The 16,583-nt window shown below is 27.9% G+C and carries 13 protein-coding genes; 5 read left to right on the top strand and 8 right to left on the bottom strand.

Features of this window, described 5'->3' with window-relative positions; translation table 11 throughout:
- Positions 1-14: 14 nt before the first annotated feature.
- From BUA48_RS07050 to BUA48_RS07040, 3 genes are all read right to left on the bottom strand, one after another.
- Positions 15-194 (bottom strand): hypothetical protein, encoded by a 180-nt coding sequence (locus BUA48_RS07050; protein WP_072831355.1) that lies wholly within the window; start codon positions 192-194, stop codon positions 15-17.
- Positions 195-637: 443 nt separating this feature from the next.
- Positions 638-2,014, bottom strand: a complete 1,377-nt coding sequence (locus BUA48_RS07045) for a S1C family serine protease (RefSeq protein ID WP_072831354.1) — start codon at positions 2,012-2,014, stop codon at positions 638-640.
- 189 nt (positions 2,015-2,203) lie between these two features.
- A complete protein-coding gene (locus tag BUA48_RS07040) occupies positions 2,204-2,806 on the bottom strand; it encodes a type II toxin-antitoxin system VapC family toxin (protein ID WP_084666141.1) in 603 nt (200 codons plus the stop codon).
- A gap of 342 nt (positions 2,807-3,148) precedes the next feature.
- Here BUA48_RS07040 and BUA48_RS07035 point away from each other — a divergent pair, with 342 nt between their 5' ends.
- Positions 3,149-4,531, top strand: coding sequence for an MATE family efflux transporter (locus BUA48_RS07035; protein WP_072831352.1), 1,383 nt, complete (start codon positions 3,149-3,151; stop codon positions 4,529-4,531).
- A gap of 74 nt (positions 4,532-4,605) precedes the next feature.
- Here the strand turns inward: BUA48_RS07035 and BUA48_RS07030 are convergent, their stop codons facing one another.
- Entirely contained in the window at positions 4,606-5,319 is a 714-nt protein-coding gene (locus tag BUA48_RS07030; RefSeq protein WP_072831351.1) for a RusA family crossover junction endodeoxyribonuclease, read from the bottom strand.
- A 347-nt stretch (positions 5,320-5,666) separates the two neighbouring features.
- Between BUA48_RS07030 and tsaD the strand changes: the two genes are divergently transcribed.
- Positions 5,667-6,689 (top strand): tRNA (adenosine(37)-N6)-threonylcarbamoyltransferase complex transferase subunit TsaD, encoded by a 1,023-nt coding sequence (gene tsaD, locus BUA48_RS07025; RefSeq protein WP_072831350.1) that lies wholly within the window; start codon positions 5,667-5,669, stop codon positions 6,687-6,689.
- A gap of 292 nt (positions 6,690-6,981) precedes the next feature.
- On the opposite strand, the gene BUA48_RS07020 is transcribed toward tsaD, so the two are convergent.
- From BUA48_RS07020 to BUA48_RS07010, 3 genes are all read right to left on the bottom strand, one after another.
- Positions 6,982-7,830, bottom strand: coding sequence for an ABC transporter permease (locus tag BUA48_RS07020; RefSeq protein WP_072831349.1), 849 nt, complete (start codon positions 7,828-7,830; stop codon positions 6,982-6,984).
- Position 7,831: 1 nt separating this feature from the next.
- Positions 7,832-8,782 (bottom strand): ABC transporter permease, encoded by a 951-nt coding sequence (locus BUA48_RS07015; RefSeq protein ID WP_072831348.1) that lies wholly within the window; start codon positions 8,780-8,782, stop codon positions 7,832-7,834.
- Between the two features lie 182 nt (positions 8,783-8,964).
- Positions 8,965-10,569 carry an ABC transporter substrate-binding protein gene (locus BUA48_RS07010; protein WP_072831347.1) on the bottom strand — a complete coding sequence of 535 codons (1,605 nt, stop codon included), beginning with the start codon at positions 10,567-10,569 and terminating at the stop codon, positions 8,965-8,967.
- Positions 10,570-11,006: 437 nt separating this feature from the next.
- Here BUA48_RS07010 and BUA48_RS07005 point away from each other — a divergent pair, with 437 nt between their 5' ends.
- The 3 genes from BUA48_RS07005 (at position 11,007) to BUA48_RS06995 (ending at position 14,413) form a co-directional block, all read left to right on the top strand.
- Positions 11,007-11,585 carry a hypothetical protein gene (locus BUA48_RS07005; protein ID WP_072831346.1) on the top strand — a complete coding sequence of 193 codons (579 nt, stop codon included), beginning with the start codon at positions 11,007-11,009 and terminating at the stop codon, positions 11,583-11,585.
- A 647-nt stretch (positions 11,586-12,232) separates the two neighbouring features.
- On the top strand, positions 12,233-13,066 hold the full coding sequence (locus tag BUA48_RS07000) for a formate/nitrite transporter family protein (protein WP_072831345.1): 834 nt from the start codon (positions 12,233-12,235) through the stop codon (positions 13,064-13,066).
- Between the two features lie 93 nt (positions 13,067-13,159).
- Complete coding sequence (locus BUA48_RS06995; protein ID WP_072831344.1) at positions 13,160-14,413, top strand: M14 family zinc carboxypeptidase; 1,254 nt, start codon at positions 13,160-13,162, stop codon at positions 14,411-14,413.
- A 190-nt stretch (positions 14,414-14,603) separates the two neighbouring features.
- Here the strand turns inward: BUA48_RS06995 and abc-f are convergent, their stop codons facing one another.
- Entirely contained in the window at positions 14,604-16,517 is a 1,914-nt protein-coding gene (gene abc-f / locus BUA48_RS06990) for a ribosomal protection-like ABC-F family protein (protein ID WP_072831343.1), read from the bottom strand.
- Positions 16,518-16,583 lie beyond the last annotated feature (66 nt).

Here is a 16,583-nt window from a genome sequence, read left to right as displayed (position 1 = left end):
CTAATTATAATAAGTTAGGTTTTAGGTTTATCCTTGTCAAAATAATTGTCCTCAGCTTCACTATCATACATATTGCAGTCTTCTTCACACATATGGTGTAGGGTTATGAAGAAGGAAGAAACTAAAAACCAAAGAACAAAGATAGCAAGTAAAATTATAATACTAGCTAAAACTATATTTAAACACAGGTTCATAATCCTCACCTCGTATATATTAATATATAATATACTATGCATCTAAGAGAAAATATGACTCGAATTTATATAGTCCCATTTTAATATATTAAGGATATAAGCTTGTTGACACTAAAATAATATAAAAAAATCAAAAAAAGAACAAGAGCTCACGGGGAGTTGTGAACTCTTGTTACAAGGTAGGATAAATTTAAAATAATAAAAAGGGACGGTATAATAAAGTTACAATATAAGCAATTACTTATAGTTCATTTTATGAGATTATAGGTAATTTGATACAAAAATAAACCCTAAATTTTAGTTTATAAAATTCAGGGTTTAAACTTTTGGGGTAAGAATCATTATTTTATTGCTATAGTGAAAAGAAAAAGGGGGAATCTTTTCTCTATAATTTATTTATGTTAAATCAATAATTTTAAATTGATTTATAGCATTTTAAAGAATTAATAACCAGTTTCTAGAGTTAGGTTTACAGTTACTTTTTCACCATCTCTATCAACTTCTACAGGTACTTTATCTCCTTCTTTAGCTTTTTCTTTTAAGTCATTTAATTCCTCGTTAGTTTTAACTTTTTTGCCATTGAAGGAAGTGATTACATCACCTATTTTTAAGCCAGCTTTTTCAGCAGAGCTATAAGGTTTTATATCATTTATAAATAATCCTTCAGGAATATTATATTTTTTAGAATCTTCTTCAGTTACTTGTCTTATAGTAACACCTAACATAATTTTAGGTTTCATTAATCCTTCAATTTTAGGTTGAATTTGATGAATAGGTATAGCAAATCCTAATCCTTCAACTCCGGTACCAACTCTTTTTTCAGTATTTATACCTATTAATTGACCATGGCTATTTAATAAAGGTCCGCCACTGTTACCAGGACTAATAGCTGCATCAGTTTGAATTAATTTTAAGTCAGTATTTTTATCATCTATATTTCTATTAAGAGCACTAACAACACCTGTTGTTACTGAACCTAAAAGTTCTTTTCCAAGTGGGTTACCTATTGCTACAACTGGTTCTCCTACTGATAAATTCTCAGAATCACCAAACTCTACAACACCAGGCATTTTCATATCTTTGGTAATCTTAACAATTGCTAAATCATAAGCTGGATCAGCATTTACTACCTTAGCTTCTACTTCATCACCATTGTTTAAGATTACATTTATAGTTGTAGCATTTTGTATTACGTGGTTATTAGTTAATATATAACCATCCTCATTTATAATTACACCAGAACCTATTCCTTCTACTTGTTGAACAAAAGGTGAGTTACCGTAACTTTGTACTGATTTTACAGAGATACCAACTACAGCAGGACCAACCTTTTTTACTATATCAGGAACACTTAAACCACCAGTAGTAGTACTAGTATTAAACTCACTATTTTGTACAGGATTCTTTTTGTTTTCTTGTTTAAGTTCATCAATTTTTCTGTCCATTACATTTAAAGAGATTACTGAGGCTATTCCTGCACCTAATGAAGAACATAAAAGTCCAACTATTATATAGCTTGCAAGTCTTCCTCTCATTCCACCTTTATTTTCTTTCTTTCTCTTCTTGACTTCTTTAACGGTACTTTCTTTATAGTTATTAAATTCATCAGCAGTTGTAGTAGATTCTTTTACATCCTCAGTAGTATCACTGTTAGGTGTACTTGAATCTGATGCTGAGTGCTCATGTATCATACTTTCATCAATATTAATTTCGGTAGTTTCATCTATATGCTTATTATTTTCATCCATATTGTTAAAAGAGTCATTGTTTAAATTAACATTGTTATTTTCGTTTTCAAAGTTATTTTCTTTATTTGTCATAAATACAACCTCCAATATATTAAGTTTAGGTTTTAGATTTATATAAACTTTTAATTTGTTTCTTATCTTGACTATGAATATATAATAAATCTTCATTGTGACAGTTATGTTACAGAAAAAAGATTTTTTGTTTTTTTCGCAAAAAAATAAGTATATAAAAATGATGGCTTAAAAGTCACTTTTATATACTTAAATTTTAAGAATTATTACTTTTGTATTTTTTATTTCTTCAAAGTCTGAATCTAATGTAATAAAGTAGTGTATTCCATTAAATTCTGCACAAGCAATATGGTATGAATCATTTACAGGCAGTATATAATTTTTCATTAATTCTTTGGCAAGACTAATGCATCTACTGTCTATTGATATGTTTCTAAACTTTAATAGTCTCTCCATTTGACTGTGCATATCTACTGCTTTAGAATAATAGATTTTAAGTAAATCTTTCTTCCAAGGATTTTTAGAGAGATTATAAAAATATTTATTAAATTGAATTTGGTTAAACTTCTCAAGACGCTTTTCTTTAATAAGTTTTCTATCATGTCTATTAAAACTATTTAGAATTATATCAACATTAGAAGGACTATTAACAGGATCTACTTTATCTATCCTATAACGCATATCATTTTGAAATAATTTTTTTGGTATTTGATTTAAAATTTCTGCGCTTGTAATATCCGTTATATACAATTGGCACCCTGAAACAATAAGTCTAGATAAAACTTCAATACATTCCTTATTCTTAGGATCTTTATCATATAAAAGCGTTAATATAAAACATGTATCCAACATAACTTTGGTTGTCCTGAGAAAAGTTACTTCTTTAAATGGATAATGTACGATATTTATTTTTATTCATCTCACTATAAATTATTAATGTTGGTTCATGTAAAGCTTTCATATTTATAATCTCCTTCTGTACACTTAAGTACTTTATTATTAAGTTTATTAAAATATAAGATTATATATTACAAAATAAATTTAATAATAGAGTAAATTAAAAAAATATATATATTCAAAATAATCAAAAAATAGTTCAAAGATTGGATGCAATTAGTTAAAAATAATGTTACAATTTATTATGATAGCAGTTATATATTTAAGTCTAATTAGGCTTAATATCGAGGGGGAAAAATGGGAACGGCGGATATACAAATAAATGGTCTAGATGATATAAAAACCTCTAGAATAAGAAGAAGTATATTGAGAATGATAATTCCGATTATCTTAGAAGGTGTGCTTCAGATGCTAGCAAGTTTTATATCTATGGCTATGACAGGAAAACTAGATGCTACATCTATAGCAGGGTTAGGTCTTAGTGTTAGAATAACTCAAATAATATGGGCATTTTTTAAAGGGATTGCTATGGGAGCAACTATTTTTATAGCACAGGCATATGGTGCTAATGATAGAAAGAAGCTTAGGGGGATAACCATACAAACCTTAATTTCTAGTATCATTATAGTTATTGGAATACAACAAATTTTATTTTGGTTTGCACCAAAAATAGTTACTTTAATTTTTAGTGCTGAGGGAGCTTTGTTAGATACTACAGTTACTCATTTAAGAGCAGTATCTTTTGGACTACCATTTTTAGTAATTATGTTAGTTGCAGCAGGAATAATGCAAGCTACTGGGGATGCATTAACTCCCTTAATTGTGGCAGTAGTCATGAATGTAGTAAATGTTATATTTAGCTACCTATTTATATTTGGTGGCTTAGGTATTAATGGCATGGGTGTCAAAGGAGCAGCTATAGGGTTAGCTATTTCACAATTGGTATCAGCTATATTATATTTATATATCTTTTTTAGAAAAAAGGGGCTTATAGGCAAGGTTAATAAGTCACATTTTAAGTTAGATATGAATCAAATAAAGCAAATTTACAAGGTATCTTTGCCTTCATCGATGGAAGCTGTATTTTTACAAATAGCAGTTATAATAGTGACTAATGTAGTACTAGGATATGGAGAAAATCATTTAGCAGCATATCAGTTAGCAGTACAAGCAGAGGGAATGTTCTTTACTCCAGCTATGGGCTTTGGAGTGGCGGCTACAGCCTTTATAGGACAATCTTTAGGGTCTAAAAACATTAAGTTAGCCAAGGCATACATGAAGGAAATTTGCATTGAAACCTTGTTAGTAACATCTATTGCAGTAATTGCCTTAGTATTTTTCCCTAATGTTTTAATGGGATTACTTACGGATAAGGTGGAATTAATTGAAATAGGAGTGATTTACTTAATTGTAACAGGACTTATTCAAATACCACAGAATATTGGTACTGTAATAGTAGGGGCAATAAGGGGAGCAGGATACTCTAAGGCGCCAATGATAATATCTGCAATTGGAATCTGGGGAGTAAGAGTTTTAGGAGCTGTTGTTATAGGATCAGTTCTTAAGCTAGACATTATTTGGATTTGGATTGCTATAGATATAGATTTATTAGTAAGATTAATAATTAGCTATGTAATGTATAAAAAGAAAAATATATATGAGAATGCTATTATATTATAGCGAAATTTTATTTGAACTTTAGAGAGGGATATAGAAGGAGACAATTTTTATAATTGTCTCCTTCTAAACATATATTAAAAATTTTTATTAAAGCATTTATTACATATAAGGGTTTTTCCTTTATTAGCAGATATATAGTCATTAGATACAATCACTTTTCCACATATATCACATTTCAATATGTTATCTATTTCCTTAGGAGATATTTTCTTTTTCTTTATAAGTTTTTCTGATTTTTCTTTAGAGTTAAGCATAGATACATAGGTATCTGATGATACTGATGAAAAAGTCATATTATCTCCAAGAGAGCTTTTAGATTTTTTATTAGAAGGAGGAGAATAAAGAATTTTATCATCCTGTAGTTCTTTCTTATGAAGGCTATATTCTAAAGAATAGCTACTTTCTCCAAAAAGCTCTAATTCAAATCTTGGGTTTTCTTTATCATAGAATTCTTCTATAACTAATCTTCTAACTTGAGCGTCATTTATTATAAGACCACTTTTTTCTATACCATCTAAGATACTTTTAGTTATATTATTTGTATCTGGATGACGCTTTTCACTTTTATAGAAGACCTTTAATATAGCTATACAAGCTTCTTCAATTATTATTCCAGGATTTTGTGCTCGAGCTTCTAAGGCTATTTCTTCTTCATAAAGTGCATATCTATCATGATATTTACCAGAATTATAAGGAAGAATTGCTCTACCTTCTTTGTTAAATAATTTGAAGTTAGATTTTGAAATTGGAGACCCTTTAACTATAACTTTAGCATAACAATTACTCATTTTTTATCTCCTTATTTATAAAACATTCGTTCTAATAATTATATCAGTTTATATAGTGCTTGTAAATTTACAGGGTATTATGATTTTTGAGGGAAAACATGATTAATAGGGAAGTGGGGTTACTTGAAGTAGTATTTTTTATAAAGTATAATAATTATATTAATATAAAGAGAAAATATACAGAAGTATTTTAAGTATCATATATAAGTTTCAATAAAATATTTTAAATTAAGTTTATAATTAGCGTAATAATATTAAAAACTTAATTTAAAGATGATAAAAGCTTTTGTTGAAAAATAATGTGTATTATATTTATGTACTTATAGAGATAAAGTGAGGATAGGTTTATGGAAAAAGATATGAAAATACTTGCCATAGAATCAAGCTGTGATGAGACTTCAGCTGCAGTAGTAGTTAATGGTAGAGATGTTTTATCAAATATTATTTCATCTCAAATTGATATACACGAAAAATTTGGAGGCGTTGTTCCAGAGGTTGCTTCAAGAAAACATATAGAAGCTATTAGTGCAGTTGTAGAGGAAGCATTACAAGAAGCTAATACAATTATGGAAGAAATAGATGCAATAGCTGTTACATACGGGCCAGGATTAGTTGGAGCTTTGTTAGTAGGTATACAATATGCTAAATCTCTAGCATATGCCACTAATAAGCCTTTGATAGGAGTTAATCATATAGAAGGCCATATATGTGCTAATTTCATTGAGCATAAGGATTTAAAGCCACCTTTTGTTTGTTTAATAGTATCAGGAGGGCATACCTTTATTGTTCATATGAAGGATTATGGTGATTTTGAAGTACTTGGTCAAACAAGGGATGATGCTGCAGGAGAAGCCTTTGATAAGATTGCTAGGGCTATAGGACTTGGCTACCCAGGAGGTCCTAAGGTTGATAAAATATCTAAGGAGGGAAATGCTGAAGCTATTAAGTTCCCAAGAGCTAAATTTGATGGTGATACTTTAGATTTTTCTTTTAGTGGAGTTAAGTCAGCGGTTTTAAACTATATAAATCAAGCTAAGATGAAAGAAGAAAAAATAGTTGAAGCTGATATAGCTGCTTCTTTCCAAAATGCAGTTGTTGGTGTTTTAGTAGATAATGCTATGAAGGCTTGTAAAATGAAAAAGGTTGATAAAATAGTAATAGCCGGTGGAGTAGCATCAAATTCTTGTTTAAGAGAAACCTTAACAAAGGAAGGTAAGAAAAGGGGCATAGAAGTATTGTTCCCAGCACCAATTTTATGTACAGATAATGCTGCAATGATAGGCAGTGCTGCTTATTTTGAGTATAAAAAAGGAAATATAGCAGATTTAACTTTAAATGCAATACCAAATTTAAAACTTGGTGAGAGATAGATTTTAATTAAGAAATAAAACAGACTACATTATGAGTTCTTCTCATAGTGTAGTCTGTTTTATATAGATATTTTATTAAGAATAATTATAATAACATATTTAAATGAAATTTAGCTTATAAATAAAATATACTTTATATAAGCTCTAATTAATATATTCTACATTTATATTAATCATTGAATTTATTATATAATGAAGATTATTTATTAGAGTATATAATAAAATATTGTTAGTCAAATTATCTTATAAGTAAAATATAGTATATAGGGATTTATTAATTCAATAGCTAAGGTTAATTGCTATCAATTTTAGGTTCTAATATGTTTTTAATAGAATCACCAATAACATTGAAGCTTAGAACTATTATAAGTATTAATAATCCTGGGAATAAGGCTAAATATGTTTTATCAGACATTCTAGATTGTGCAGCCTGTAACATACTTCCTAAAGAGGACATAGGTTGTTGAACACCTAAACCTAAAAAACTTAAGGAGGACTCTGTAAGTATTGCACCAGCTATATCAATACTAGCTGCAACTAAAATGGTTGGTATAACACCAGGCAAAATGTGTTTCCTCAATATATAAAAATTATTAGCGCCTAGACTTCTTGAACACATTATGTACTCTCTTTCTTTTAAGCTTAAGGTTTCGGCTCTAACTATTCTTGCAACTCCCATCCATCCAAATATTCCGATTATGATTATTATGTTTTTGATACTAGGTTTTAAATAGGCATTTGCAATAAGAATTAAAAAGAACATAGGTATACTCATTAGCATGTCTATACATCTCATTATAATTTTGTCTACTTTTCCACCAATAAATCCACTTATAGCTCCAACGAAGGTACCTATTACTATTGATACAAACATAGAGCATACCCCTACTAATATAGAGAGTCTTGTACCATATAGAGCTCTTGTGAAATAGTCTCTTCCTAACTCATCAGTTCCAAATATATGTTTGAGGCTAGGACTTTGTAATTTTAGAGATAAGTTTATTTCATTGGGATCATATGGTGATAAAAAAGCTAAGGAAGAAGCAATTATTATTATTATAAGTGCTATTATAGCAAAAGCGGCTAATTTATTTTTCTTTATATGAACTTTAAAGTTTACTTTAATTCTTTCTATATTCAAGTTATTCACCTACCTTAATACGAGGATCAACAAAGTAATTTAATATATCTGCTAGTAAGTTTCCAAGAACTACAAAAATAGAACTTAGCATTGTTATAGCCATTATTATTGGATAGTCCATAGCAAGAATTGCATTCATGCCTAATCTGCCCATACCAGGCCAACCAAAGACTGTTTCAGTAATAAAGGCACCAGAAACTATAGCAGTTAAATTCATTCCAAGTATTGTTATAATAGGAAGCAGTGAATTTTTAAGAACATGGTTAAAAAGTACTTGCTTTTCAGATAATCCTTTAGACTTAGCTGTTATAATATAGTCTTCCTGTAGAGCTACAAGAGCAGAGGATCTTACATAGCGAGTAAGTACAGATATATTGCTAAGACTAAGTACTAAAGTTGGCAGTATTCCATGACTTATAAGGTCTAAAGTAGTGTCTACACCTATAGATCTCATACCAACACTTGGTAGCCAACCTAATTTAAGTGAAAAAATTGTTATTAAAATCATTGCAAACCAAAAACTAGGTATAGATATACCTACATAATTAAGTATGGTAACAAAGTCATCTATAAATTTACCCTTGTGTAGAGCAGTAAATAAGCCTAAGGGTAAAGCAACAATAACTGAGAATAACAAAGATATACCCATCAATCCAAAGGTAGCAGGCAATCTAGATACAATCTCAGAAGAAACAGGCTGGTTAGTTACTAGGGAGTAACCAAGTTCACCACTAAGAGTATTTTTAAGCCAATATCCATAGCGAACAAGTATAGGCTTATTTAAGCCTAAATTTTCACGTATTATAGTTATTTGTTCTTGAGACATTTTAGGTGTTATGTAGTTTTTAGCTGGATCTCCCGGAGCTAAATTCATAAGCATGAATGAAATAAAGGAAATAAAAAAAAGCATAGGTATAGCCTGTAAAATTCTTTTTAGTATTTGTTTTTTCATACTTTCACTTCCTTTTTTTAGATATAAATAAAATTTAAAAGAAGGCATGAATAATATTCATGCCTTATAACTTACTATCCATTTTTACAAATGGACTCTAAAAGATAACTTAAGTAACTTTTAGATAATATATTATTAATAAAAAGCAATCTAGTATAAATTAATAGGTCATAGCTAAAAAATTATTTTTCTACCATATAAAGTTTTGATAAATCTTCAAACATATAGATAGGAACTGTTTTAGCTTCTTTAATACCACCAAACTTAGCATTAACTCCAACAAAGGATTTACTATAGTTGATAGGGTATACTGGAGCATCATCAGATATTAACTTTTGTGCTTTTTCATATATAGATTTTCTTTTAGTAGTATCTGACTCTACAGCACCATCTTCAAATAATTTATCAACTTCAGGGTTAGAGTATTCTATTATATTGTAAGGTCCTTTAGTAGTAAATGCATTTGCATAACCATTAGGATCTACTCCAAGTACATAACCATTTAAAACTAAGTCAAAGTCTCTTTCCATTTGACCATCAAACTTTGCATAGAAAGTATTAGCATCTAAAGCTTGAAGCTCTACATCTATACCAACTGGTTTAAGTTGTTGTTGAATTATTTGAGCAATTTTTTCATCGCTTTTTCCACTTATATATTGGAAATTTAATTTTAAATTCTCACATCCAGCTTTCTTTAAAAGTTCTTTTGCTTTTTCAACATTATTATCATACTTAGTTACAGAGTCAGTATAGTATTTAGTGCTAGGTACTAAAACTGAATTAGCAACTTGAGTATTTTTAGGATCTTCATAGCTAGATTTTATAATCTCATCTTTATTAAGAGCATAAGAAATTGCTTTACGAACATCAGGATTTTTCAAATCTTTATTTTTCATATTATAGTTAAGGTATAGTAACATTCCTTCATCAAAAGCATGAGTAGTAAACTTTTCATCAGAAGACATTTTTTTGTAGTTTTCTTCTGATAAATAAGTTGCTGAAACTTCACCATTTTCAAAGGCAATTTTAGCAGTATTATCATCAGGTATAATTCTGTATACAAGGCTCTCTAAATGAGGTTTACCAAGATAATAGTCATTAAATCTTTCAAGAGTAAGTGCTTCACCTTTTTTCCATTCTTTAAATTTAAATGGTCCAGAACCAACAGGGGTATTATTTTTTTCAGATTTTGCTAAATCTGATTCATTTTCGAAAATATGTTTTGGTATAGGTGTTAAACTACCAAGGCTACTATCAAATGGTGCAAAGGCTTGAGGTAATTTAAACTCAACTGTTAAGTCATCAATTTTTTTAACTTCAATGTTTTTTCCATCTATAACAAAAGACTCTCTGTCAGCAATTGCATTTTTTTCGTTTTGAATTGCATTAACTGTAAAGACTATATCATCAGCAGTGATTTTTTGACCATCATGCCATTTAAGGTTATTTTTTAATTTAACAGTATAAGTAAGATTATCATCTGAAATCTTAAGACTATCTGCAAGATAGTTTCTAGTTTCATTAGTATCTACTACAAATAAAGGATCAAAAAGAGCATTATTTACAGTAAAAGTTATTCTGTTACTTTGAAAAAATGGATTTAGGCAAGTTGGATCTGTAGCAGATCTAAAAACCATAGTTCCGCCATCTTTAACTTTAGCTGTAGCTTCAGATTTTTGACCATCCGTTTTACCTGTATCTTTATTATCTGAAGTATTTCCACAACCCATAAGAGTAAGTGTAAAAATACTTGCTAAAAGAACGCTTAGAATTTTTCTTTTTTTCATTATAAATTCCTCCCAAGAAATTTTAAAATAATGTCACAAAATAAAATATAATGTTTAATTTCATAAAATAATCAACAATGTATATTTTAGTAATAAAAAATAAAAAATTCAATATTTGTCGCTTAGTATATAAAATATCGATTAGTGAACTTGGATTTATAGGTTAAATCTATTGAGAATTAAATTCAAATATAAAAAATAAAAATATAATTTTATATAAATAAAAGAATGTCGAAAATATTTTTAATTATAAAAAATGTTATAAAATATTTAATGGCAGATTATATATAATCAACGAATGAAGAAAATAATTTGTAGTTTTATTAAGAAATTAAAGAAAACAGCGTAAAAAGTGAAAATAAAGTAAAAAAATATTGAAAAGTAACAATATGTGGATATATAATAGTCTTTGGGAAAAAATATATAGGGGGTATGTAATGAAAAGGTTAAACGGTTTAATAGTAATCACAGGAGCTATACTTATATCTGTTTTAATTTTTAAAATAGAGGGTAATTATTATATAGCAGAAGATGAAGTTATAGATTTTATAAATAATAGTGAAATTACAAGTAAAAGTATAGATTCACAAATTAATAGTAAGGATATAAAAGAAGTAATTAATATAGATAATAAAAAATTAGTATTTTTTAAACAAAAGGATGAAATATGGTTATGTGAGTTTACTAAAGGCATGAATAATAAGTATAAATATAATAGAATAACTGGGACGTCGTCTTTGTTTTTAGAGTCTTTTATAAGAACTTATAAGAATGACTATTTTATAATATGTGGATACAACTATGGAAATGAAATAGAATATAGAAAAGTAACTATAGAAAATAAGGAATATAAAATAAATTTACCTAAGAATAGGGATCCATTTATAGTAGCACAACCAATAGATAGATCTAAAGGGTATGCCGTAATTCCATCTTTGGAGTTATATGATATAAATAATAATAATATAACTTCAGATATTAAAAATAAATATAAGTATTATTATGCAAATTTATAAAAATAAGCCATAGTGTTCTATGGCTTATTTTTGTGTCTAGTATAACTAGCACATATGTCAATTAAAATCTATTATGGGTTAATGTACATTATCTTACGTTAATTAATATATTCTTGCGTTAATTGAGTTTTAGCTTTTGTAATTTAATATTTATTCTTTGTATATTTGCTACTTAATCAAATGTTTATTTATAATAATTTAAATATACAGGTATGTTTAAATTATATATTTCAATATTAAGTTTATTTAAATTAATAATTTATGTAGAAAAGCGTAGTTAATATTTTAAAATAAGTATAGCTTTTCATTTGAAAGACTATTAAAGTTATAGTATTTTTCTTTTGTTTACCGGTTAATCATAAAGTTAATAGATGTAAGTTATTACATCTTAGCTTTATGTATTTTATATAGCTAAAATAATGTATTCGACAAAATGTATTGTTTTAGCCACAAGAACATTTTACCATAAAAAAAATAAATGTAAATAAAAAATGCATGGAATCAAATAAAAACTAAAAAAATATGAATAAAAATACCAAAACAAGTAAGTTGACCAAGTTTTTAAACTTAAATATAATTGAAAGGTAAGTTTATATAAAAATATAGTTTTAATTATTGTTTAAAGGGAATTATAGGAGGAAAATATAATGGACAAAAAAATGTTAGGCCCTGGTGAAGTATGCAATTATGTAGAGGAGATGGGTGTAACTAAGTCAAACAACCGTTTTTTACAAACTTTAGTTTTAGCATTTCTTGCAGGAATGTTTATATCATTAGGGGCTTTTGCTTCTCAGGTGGCATCGCATTCTATTACTAATTTTGGATTAGCTAAATTGATAGCGGGAATAGTATTCCCAATTGGACTTATGTTTGTTGTTATTTGTGGTGCGGAATTATTTACAGGAAATTGTTTATTGTCTGTAGCCTATGCTGAAAGAAGAATTTCAATTATAGATCTTTTGAAAAATCTTCTTATAGTTTTTATAGGAAATTATATAGGGGCGGTATTTATAACTTTACTTATATATTTTAGTGGAGCGTTTTCCTTAAACGATGCAGCCTTAGGGGGATATATTCTTAAGGTAGCATATAAAAAGTCAACTATGGGATTTGGAAAAGCCTTTGCAAGTGGAGTTTTATGTAATGTATTAGTATGTTTATCTGTATGGGGAAGCTATGCGTCTAAAGATATAGTAGGAAAAATATTTATGGCTTTTTTCCCGATAATGGCTTTTGTAATAACTGGTTTTGAGCACTGTGTTGCTAATATGTATTACTTAACAGCAGGGTTATTAGCAAAGGGTACAGAAGAATATATAGCCGCTAGTCATTTAAGCTTAGAACAATTAAGTAAAATAGATATTTCACATATATTCTCTAATTTGATTCCTGTAACTTTAGGAAACTTTGTTGGTGGAGGAATTTTAATAGGATTATCTTATTGGTTTATTTATAAATATATGAATAAAAAAAGAGCTTAAAAATATATTGTAATAAAAAATCCTAATATAATCACATAGCGACTTTAAAAATCATAAGATAGCTATAAGAAATAATTTAGGGAGTTGTAAGATATGCTTTATTCAAAGGGTAGTAAGGGATATGAAATAAAAGAAATTCAGAGCTTTCTATATAGTTTAGGATACAGAGATGTAAGCATTACAGGGGTATTCGAGGATAGTACAGAGGAAGCTGTTAGAAAGTTTCAATTATCTAAAGGATTATTGCCAACAGGTATTGTAGATAAGACAACCTATGAAATTATAGAGAAAATAGTATTAGGATACGACATATATGTAGTTGAAAAAGAAGATACATGGAAGAAAATCTGTGATAAGTTTAAGTGTGATTTAGATACATTGTTAATTTCAAATCTTAAGTATGGAAGTATAGAGGAAGTTAAAAATAAGGAAATAATAATACCATTTAAAAATGATATTGTAAGAAGTCATGTGGAATGTAGTTATGAAATGATGAGAAAAATGATAAAGGGATTAAAAATTAGGTATCCTTTTATGGAGCATGAGATAATTGGTAAAACGGTTATGGATAAAGAAATATACTGCATAAAGCTAGGTAAGGGCGATATAAAGGTGTTTTACAATGCTGCACATGATGGAATGAGTTCAATAACATCCTTATTACTTATGAAATTTATAGAGGATTATTGTAAAGCTTATACTATGAAAAGAGATTTTAAAGGTAAAGATATAGAAGGTATCTGGAATAAATATACTTTATGTATAGTTCCCATGGTAAATCCTGATGGTATAGAAATCAATTTAAATGGTATAACCAAGAAAAATCCATATTATAGTAGGATAGTTAAGTGGAATAAAGAAAAGGACTTTTCAAAAGGATGGCATAGTAACATAAGAGGAATTGATTTAAACTTAAATTATGATATAGCTTTTGAAAAGGGTAAGAGTGAAAGTAGTAAGCTTAATGTGAAGTGCCCAAGTAGTAAAAACTATGGAGGAATAGAAGCATTTTGTGAACCGGAAACTAGAGCAATAGCTTATTGTATGGAAGAAAATAAATTTGATATGATGCTTTGTTATGATACCTTTGGGGATAATATATCATATAAATATGTGGATAAAGACTTGAAGGTAAGTAAGCATATGGCAGAAAAGTTTTGTAAAGTAAGTGGGTATAAAATAAATAATAAAAAAGAATATGGGACATGTAAAAGTTACTTTATTCATAAATATAAAAAGCCAGCTTATAAAATTTTAGTTGGAAATGAAAATAAAAAATATGATATAAAAGAATTTAATGAATTATATATTACTAATATAAATATATTACTGGGAGTATTAGAATAAATTTTAGATTAAGAATAGAGGAGTTCTAATTAAAATTCATATATTTCAGTAATAATTTAAAACTAATTTGATATGATGAAGTCAATATTAAAGTATATATTAAAATTAAACTTATTAAGTAAGCTCATAGTGTAAAAGTAGAAGCAGATTTGTAATTCAACAAATCTGCTTCTACTTTTTATTTATAAATTTAAACTAGTTCTTCCCATTCTTCATACAAAGAAGATAATTTTTCATTAGTAGAAGATAATAGAGTATTTACTTCTAAGGTTTTAGTTGGATTTGAGTAAACTTCTTCAAGACATAGTTGAGCTTGAAGATTTTCTAGCTCCTCTTCAGTATCCGCTATTTCCTTTTCTATAGATTTAAGTCTTAATTTTTTTTGCTTTTCTTCTTTCTCAATCTCGCGCTTTTTCTTTTTCTCTTGCTGAATTTGAGTTTTGGTTTTCCCATCAGTTACCTCATCAATAGTTTGAAATCTAGTAGGATTATTTTTCTTTTCTACATAGTAAGAATAATTCCCTAAATATTCTTTTATTCCATCAATATTTAATTCAAATATTCTAGTTATAATTTTATTTAAGAAGTATCTATCGTGAGATATTACTAAAACTGTTCCTTCATATCCTAAAAGAGCATCCTCTAGAGCTTCACGAGACATAATATCTAAGTGGTTTGTAGGTTCGTCTAGAAGTAAGAAGTTACTATTAGAAAGCATTAATTTTAAAAGGTTAATTCTACATTTTTCTCCTCCACTTAAAGAAGAGATAGTTTTAAAAACTTCATCACCTTGAAATAAGAATGCTGCAAGTGCACTTCTAGCTTTAGTTACAGTTAATTCTGGGAAATCATCCCAAACTTCATCTAAAACTGTTTTTTCAGGATTAAGATTAGATTGCTCTTGGTCATAATAAGCAATATCCACATTTTTACCTAAAACTTTAATGCCTGAGTCAGCTTTAATATTATCCATTATTATTTTGAATAAAGTTGTTTTACCTCTACCATTTTCACCTATTATAGCTATTTTATTTTCACGCTTTATATCCATATCTAGGTTAGAAAATAAAAGTTTTTCACCATAGCTTTTACTTAGGTTTTCTATATGAAGAACATCATTACCACTTTTTATTTCAGGAGTGAAGTTAAAGTGAGTTATTTCTTTTTCTATAGTAGGGGCTTCAATTCTTTCTATTTTATCTAATGCCTTTTGTCTACTTTCAGCAGCTTTAATGCTTTTCTCTCGGTTGAAAGATTTATATTTTTTTATTATTTCTTCTTGTCTTTTTATTTCAGCTTGTTGAAGGTCATAAGATTTTTGAAGAAGTTCAATATTTTTCTTTTTTAAATCTATAAACTTTGTATAGTTACCATTGTATATGTATACAACACCATTTAATAGCTCTATAGTTTTATCAGTAATTGCATCTAAAAAGAATCTATCATGGGAAATTACAATAACTGTACCTTTATAGGACTTAAGATATTCCTCTAACCATTCTATAGCATTTAAATCCAAGTGGTTAGTAGGCTCATCCATAAGTAAAATATCAGGGTGAGTCAATAACAATTTACATAGAGCAACCCTAGTTTTTTGACCACCACTTAAAATAGAAATAGTCTTATCAAAATCAGATTCTGTAAAACCTAAGCCCTTTAATACACGTGAAATTTCACCTTTGTAAGTGTATCCACCCTTCATTTCATACATGTCACAAGCAGTTGTATAATCCTTTATTACTTTATTATGATAATCTTCTTTACTTTCATCATAGGGTTCTTTCATTTTTATTTCTAAATCTACCATCTTTTTTTCTAAGTTTAGAAGCTCTGAGAAAACAGAAAGTAGTTCTTCGTATATAGTTGCATCTCCTAAAGAAAGATGCTGAGATAAATAACCTACTTTTTTACCTTTTTCAAAGTAAAGTTCACCACTATCATGAGTAAGTTCACCAGTTAATATTTTAAAAAGAGTAGATTTACCTGCGCCATTAGCACCAACAAACCCAACTTTTTCACCATCATTAATACTAAAAGTAACTTTATTTAATACTACATCAATACCATAGCTTTTGTTTATATCCTTACAACTTAAAACAGTCATAATTTTATGCACCACCTTTAATTCATTTATATAATGAAAGTAATAAGAAGTTTATATCTAAATTAA

The sequence above is a fragment of the Clostridium collagenovorans DSM 3089 genome, assembly GCF_900130005.1.
In the GTDB taxonomy this organism is placed as follows: domain Bacteria; phylum Bacillota; class Clostridia; order Clostridiales; family Clostridiaceae; genus Clostridium_D; species Clostridium_D collagenovorans.
This window is presented reverse-complemented; position numbering and strand designations above follow the sequence as displayed.

Excerpts from the sequence above, each read along its gene's own strand:
- BUA48_RS07050 (WP_072831355.1), bottom strand. The coding sequence starts at position 194 with ATGAACCTGTGTTTAAATATAGTTTTAGCTAGTATTATAATTTTACTT.
- BUA48_RS07045 (WP_072831354.1), bottom strand. The coding sequence starts at position 2,014 with ATGACAAATAAAGAAAATAACTTTGAAAACGAAAATAACAATGTTAAT.
- BUA48_RS07040 (WP_084666141.1), bottom strand. The coding sequence starts at position 2,806 with ATGTTGGATACATGTTTTATATTAACGCTTTTATATGATAAAGATCCT.
- BUA48_RS07035 (WP_072831352.1), top strand. The coding sequence starts at position 3,149 with ATGGGAACGGCGGATATACAAATAAATGGTCTAGATGATATAAAAACC.
- BUA48_RS07030 (WP_072831351.1), bottom strand. The coding sequence starts at position 5,319 with ATGAGTAATTGTTATGCTAAAGTTATAGTTAAAGGGTCTCCAATTTCA.
- tsaD (WP_072831350.1), top strand. The coding sequence starts at position 5,667 with ATGGAAAAAGATATGAAAATACTTGCCATAGAATCAAGCTGTGATGAG.
- BUA48_RS07015 (WP_072831348.1), bottom strand. The coding sequence starts at position 8,782 with ATGAAAAAACAAATACTAAAAAGAATTTTACAGGCTATACCTATGCTT.
- BUA48_RS07010 (WP_072831347.1), bottom strand. The coding sequence starts at position 10,569 with ATGAAAAAAAGAAAAATTCTAAGCGTTCTTTTAGCAAGTATTTTTACA.
- BUA48_RS07005 (WP_072831346.1), top strand. The coding sequence starts at position 11,007 with ATGAAAAGGTTAAACGGTTTAATAGTAATCACAGGAGCTATACTTATA.
- BUA48_RS07000 (WP_072831345.1), top strand. The coding sequence starts at position 12,233 with ATGGACAAAAAAATGTTAGGCCCTGGTGAAGTATGCAATTATGTAGAG.
- BUA48_RS06995 (WP_072831344.1), top strand. The coding sequence starts at position 13,160 with ATGCTTTATTCAAAGGGTAGTAAGGGATATGAAATAAAAGAAATTCAG.
- abc-f (WP_072831343.1), bottom strand. The coding sequence starts at position 16,517 with ATGACTGTTTTAAGTTGTAAGGATATAAACAAAAGCTATGGTATTGAT.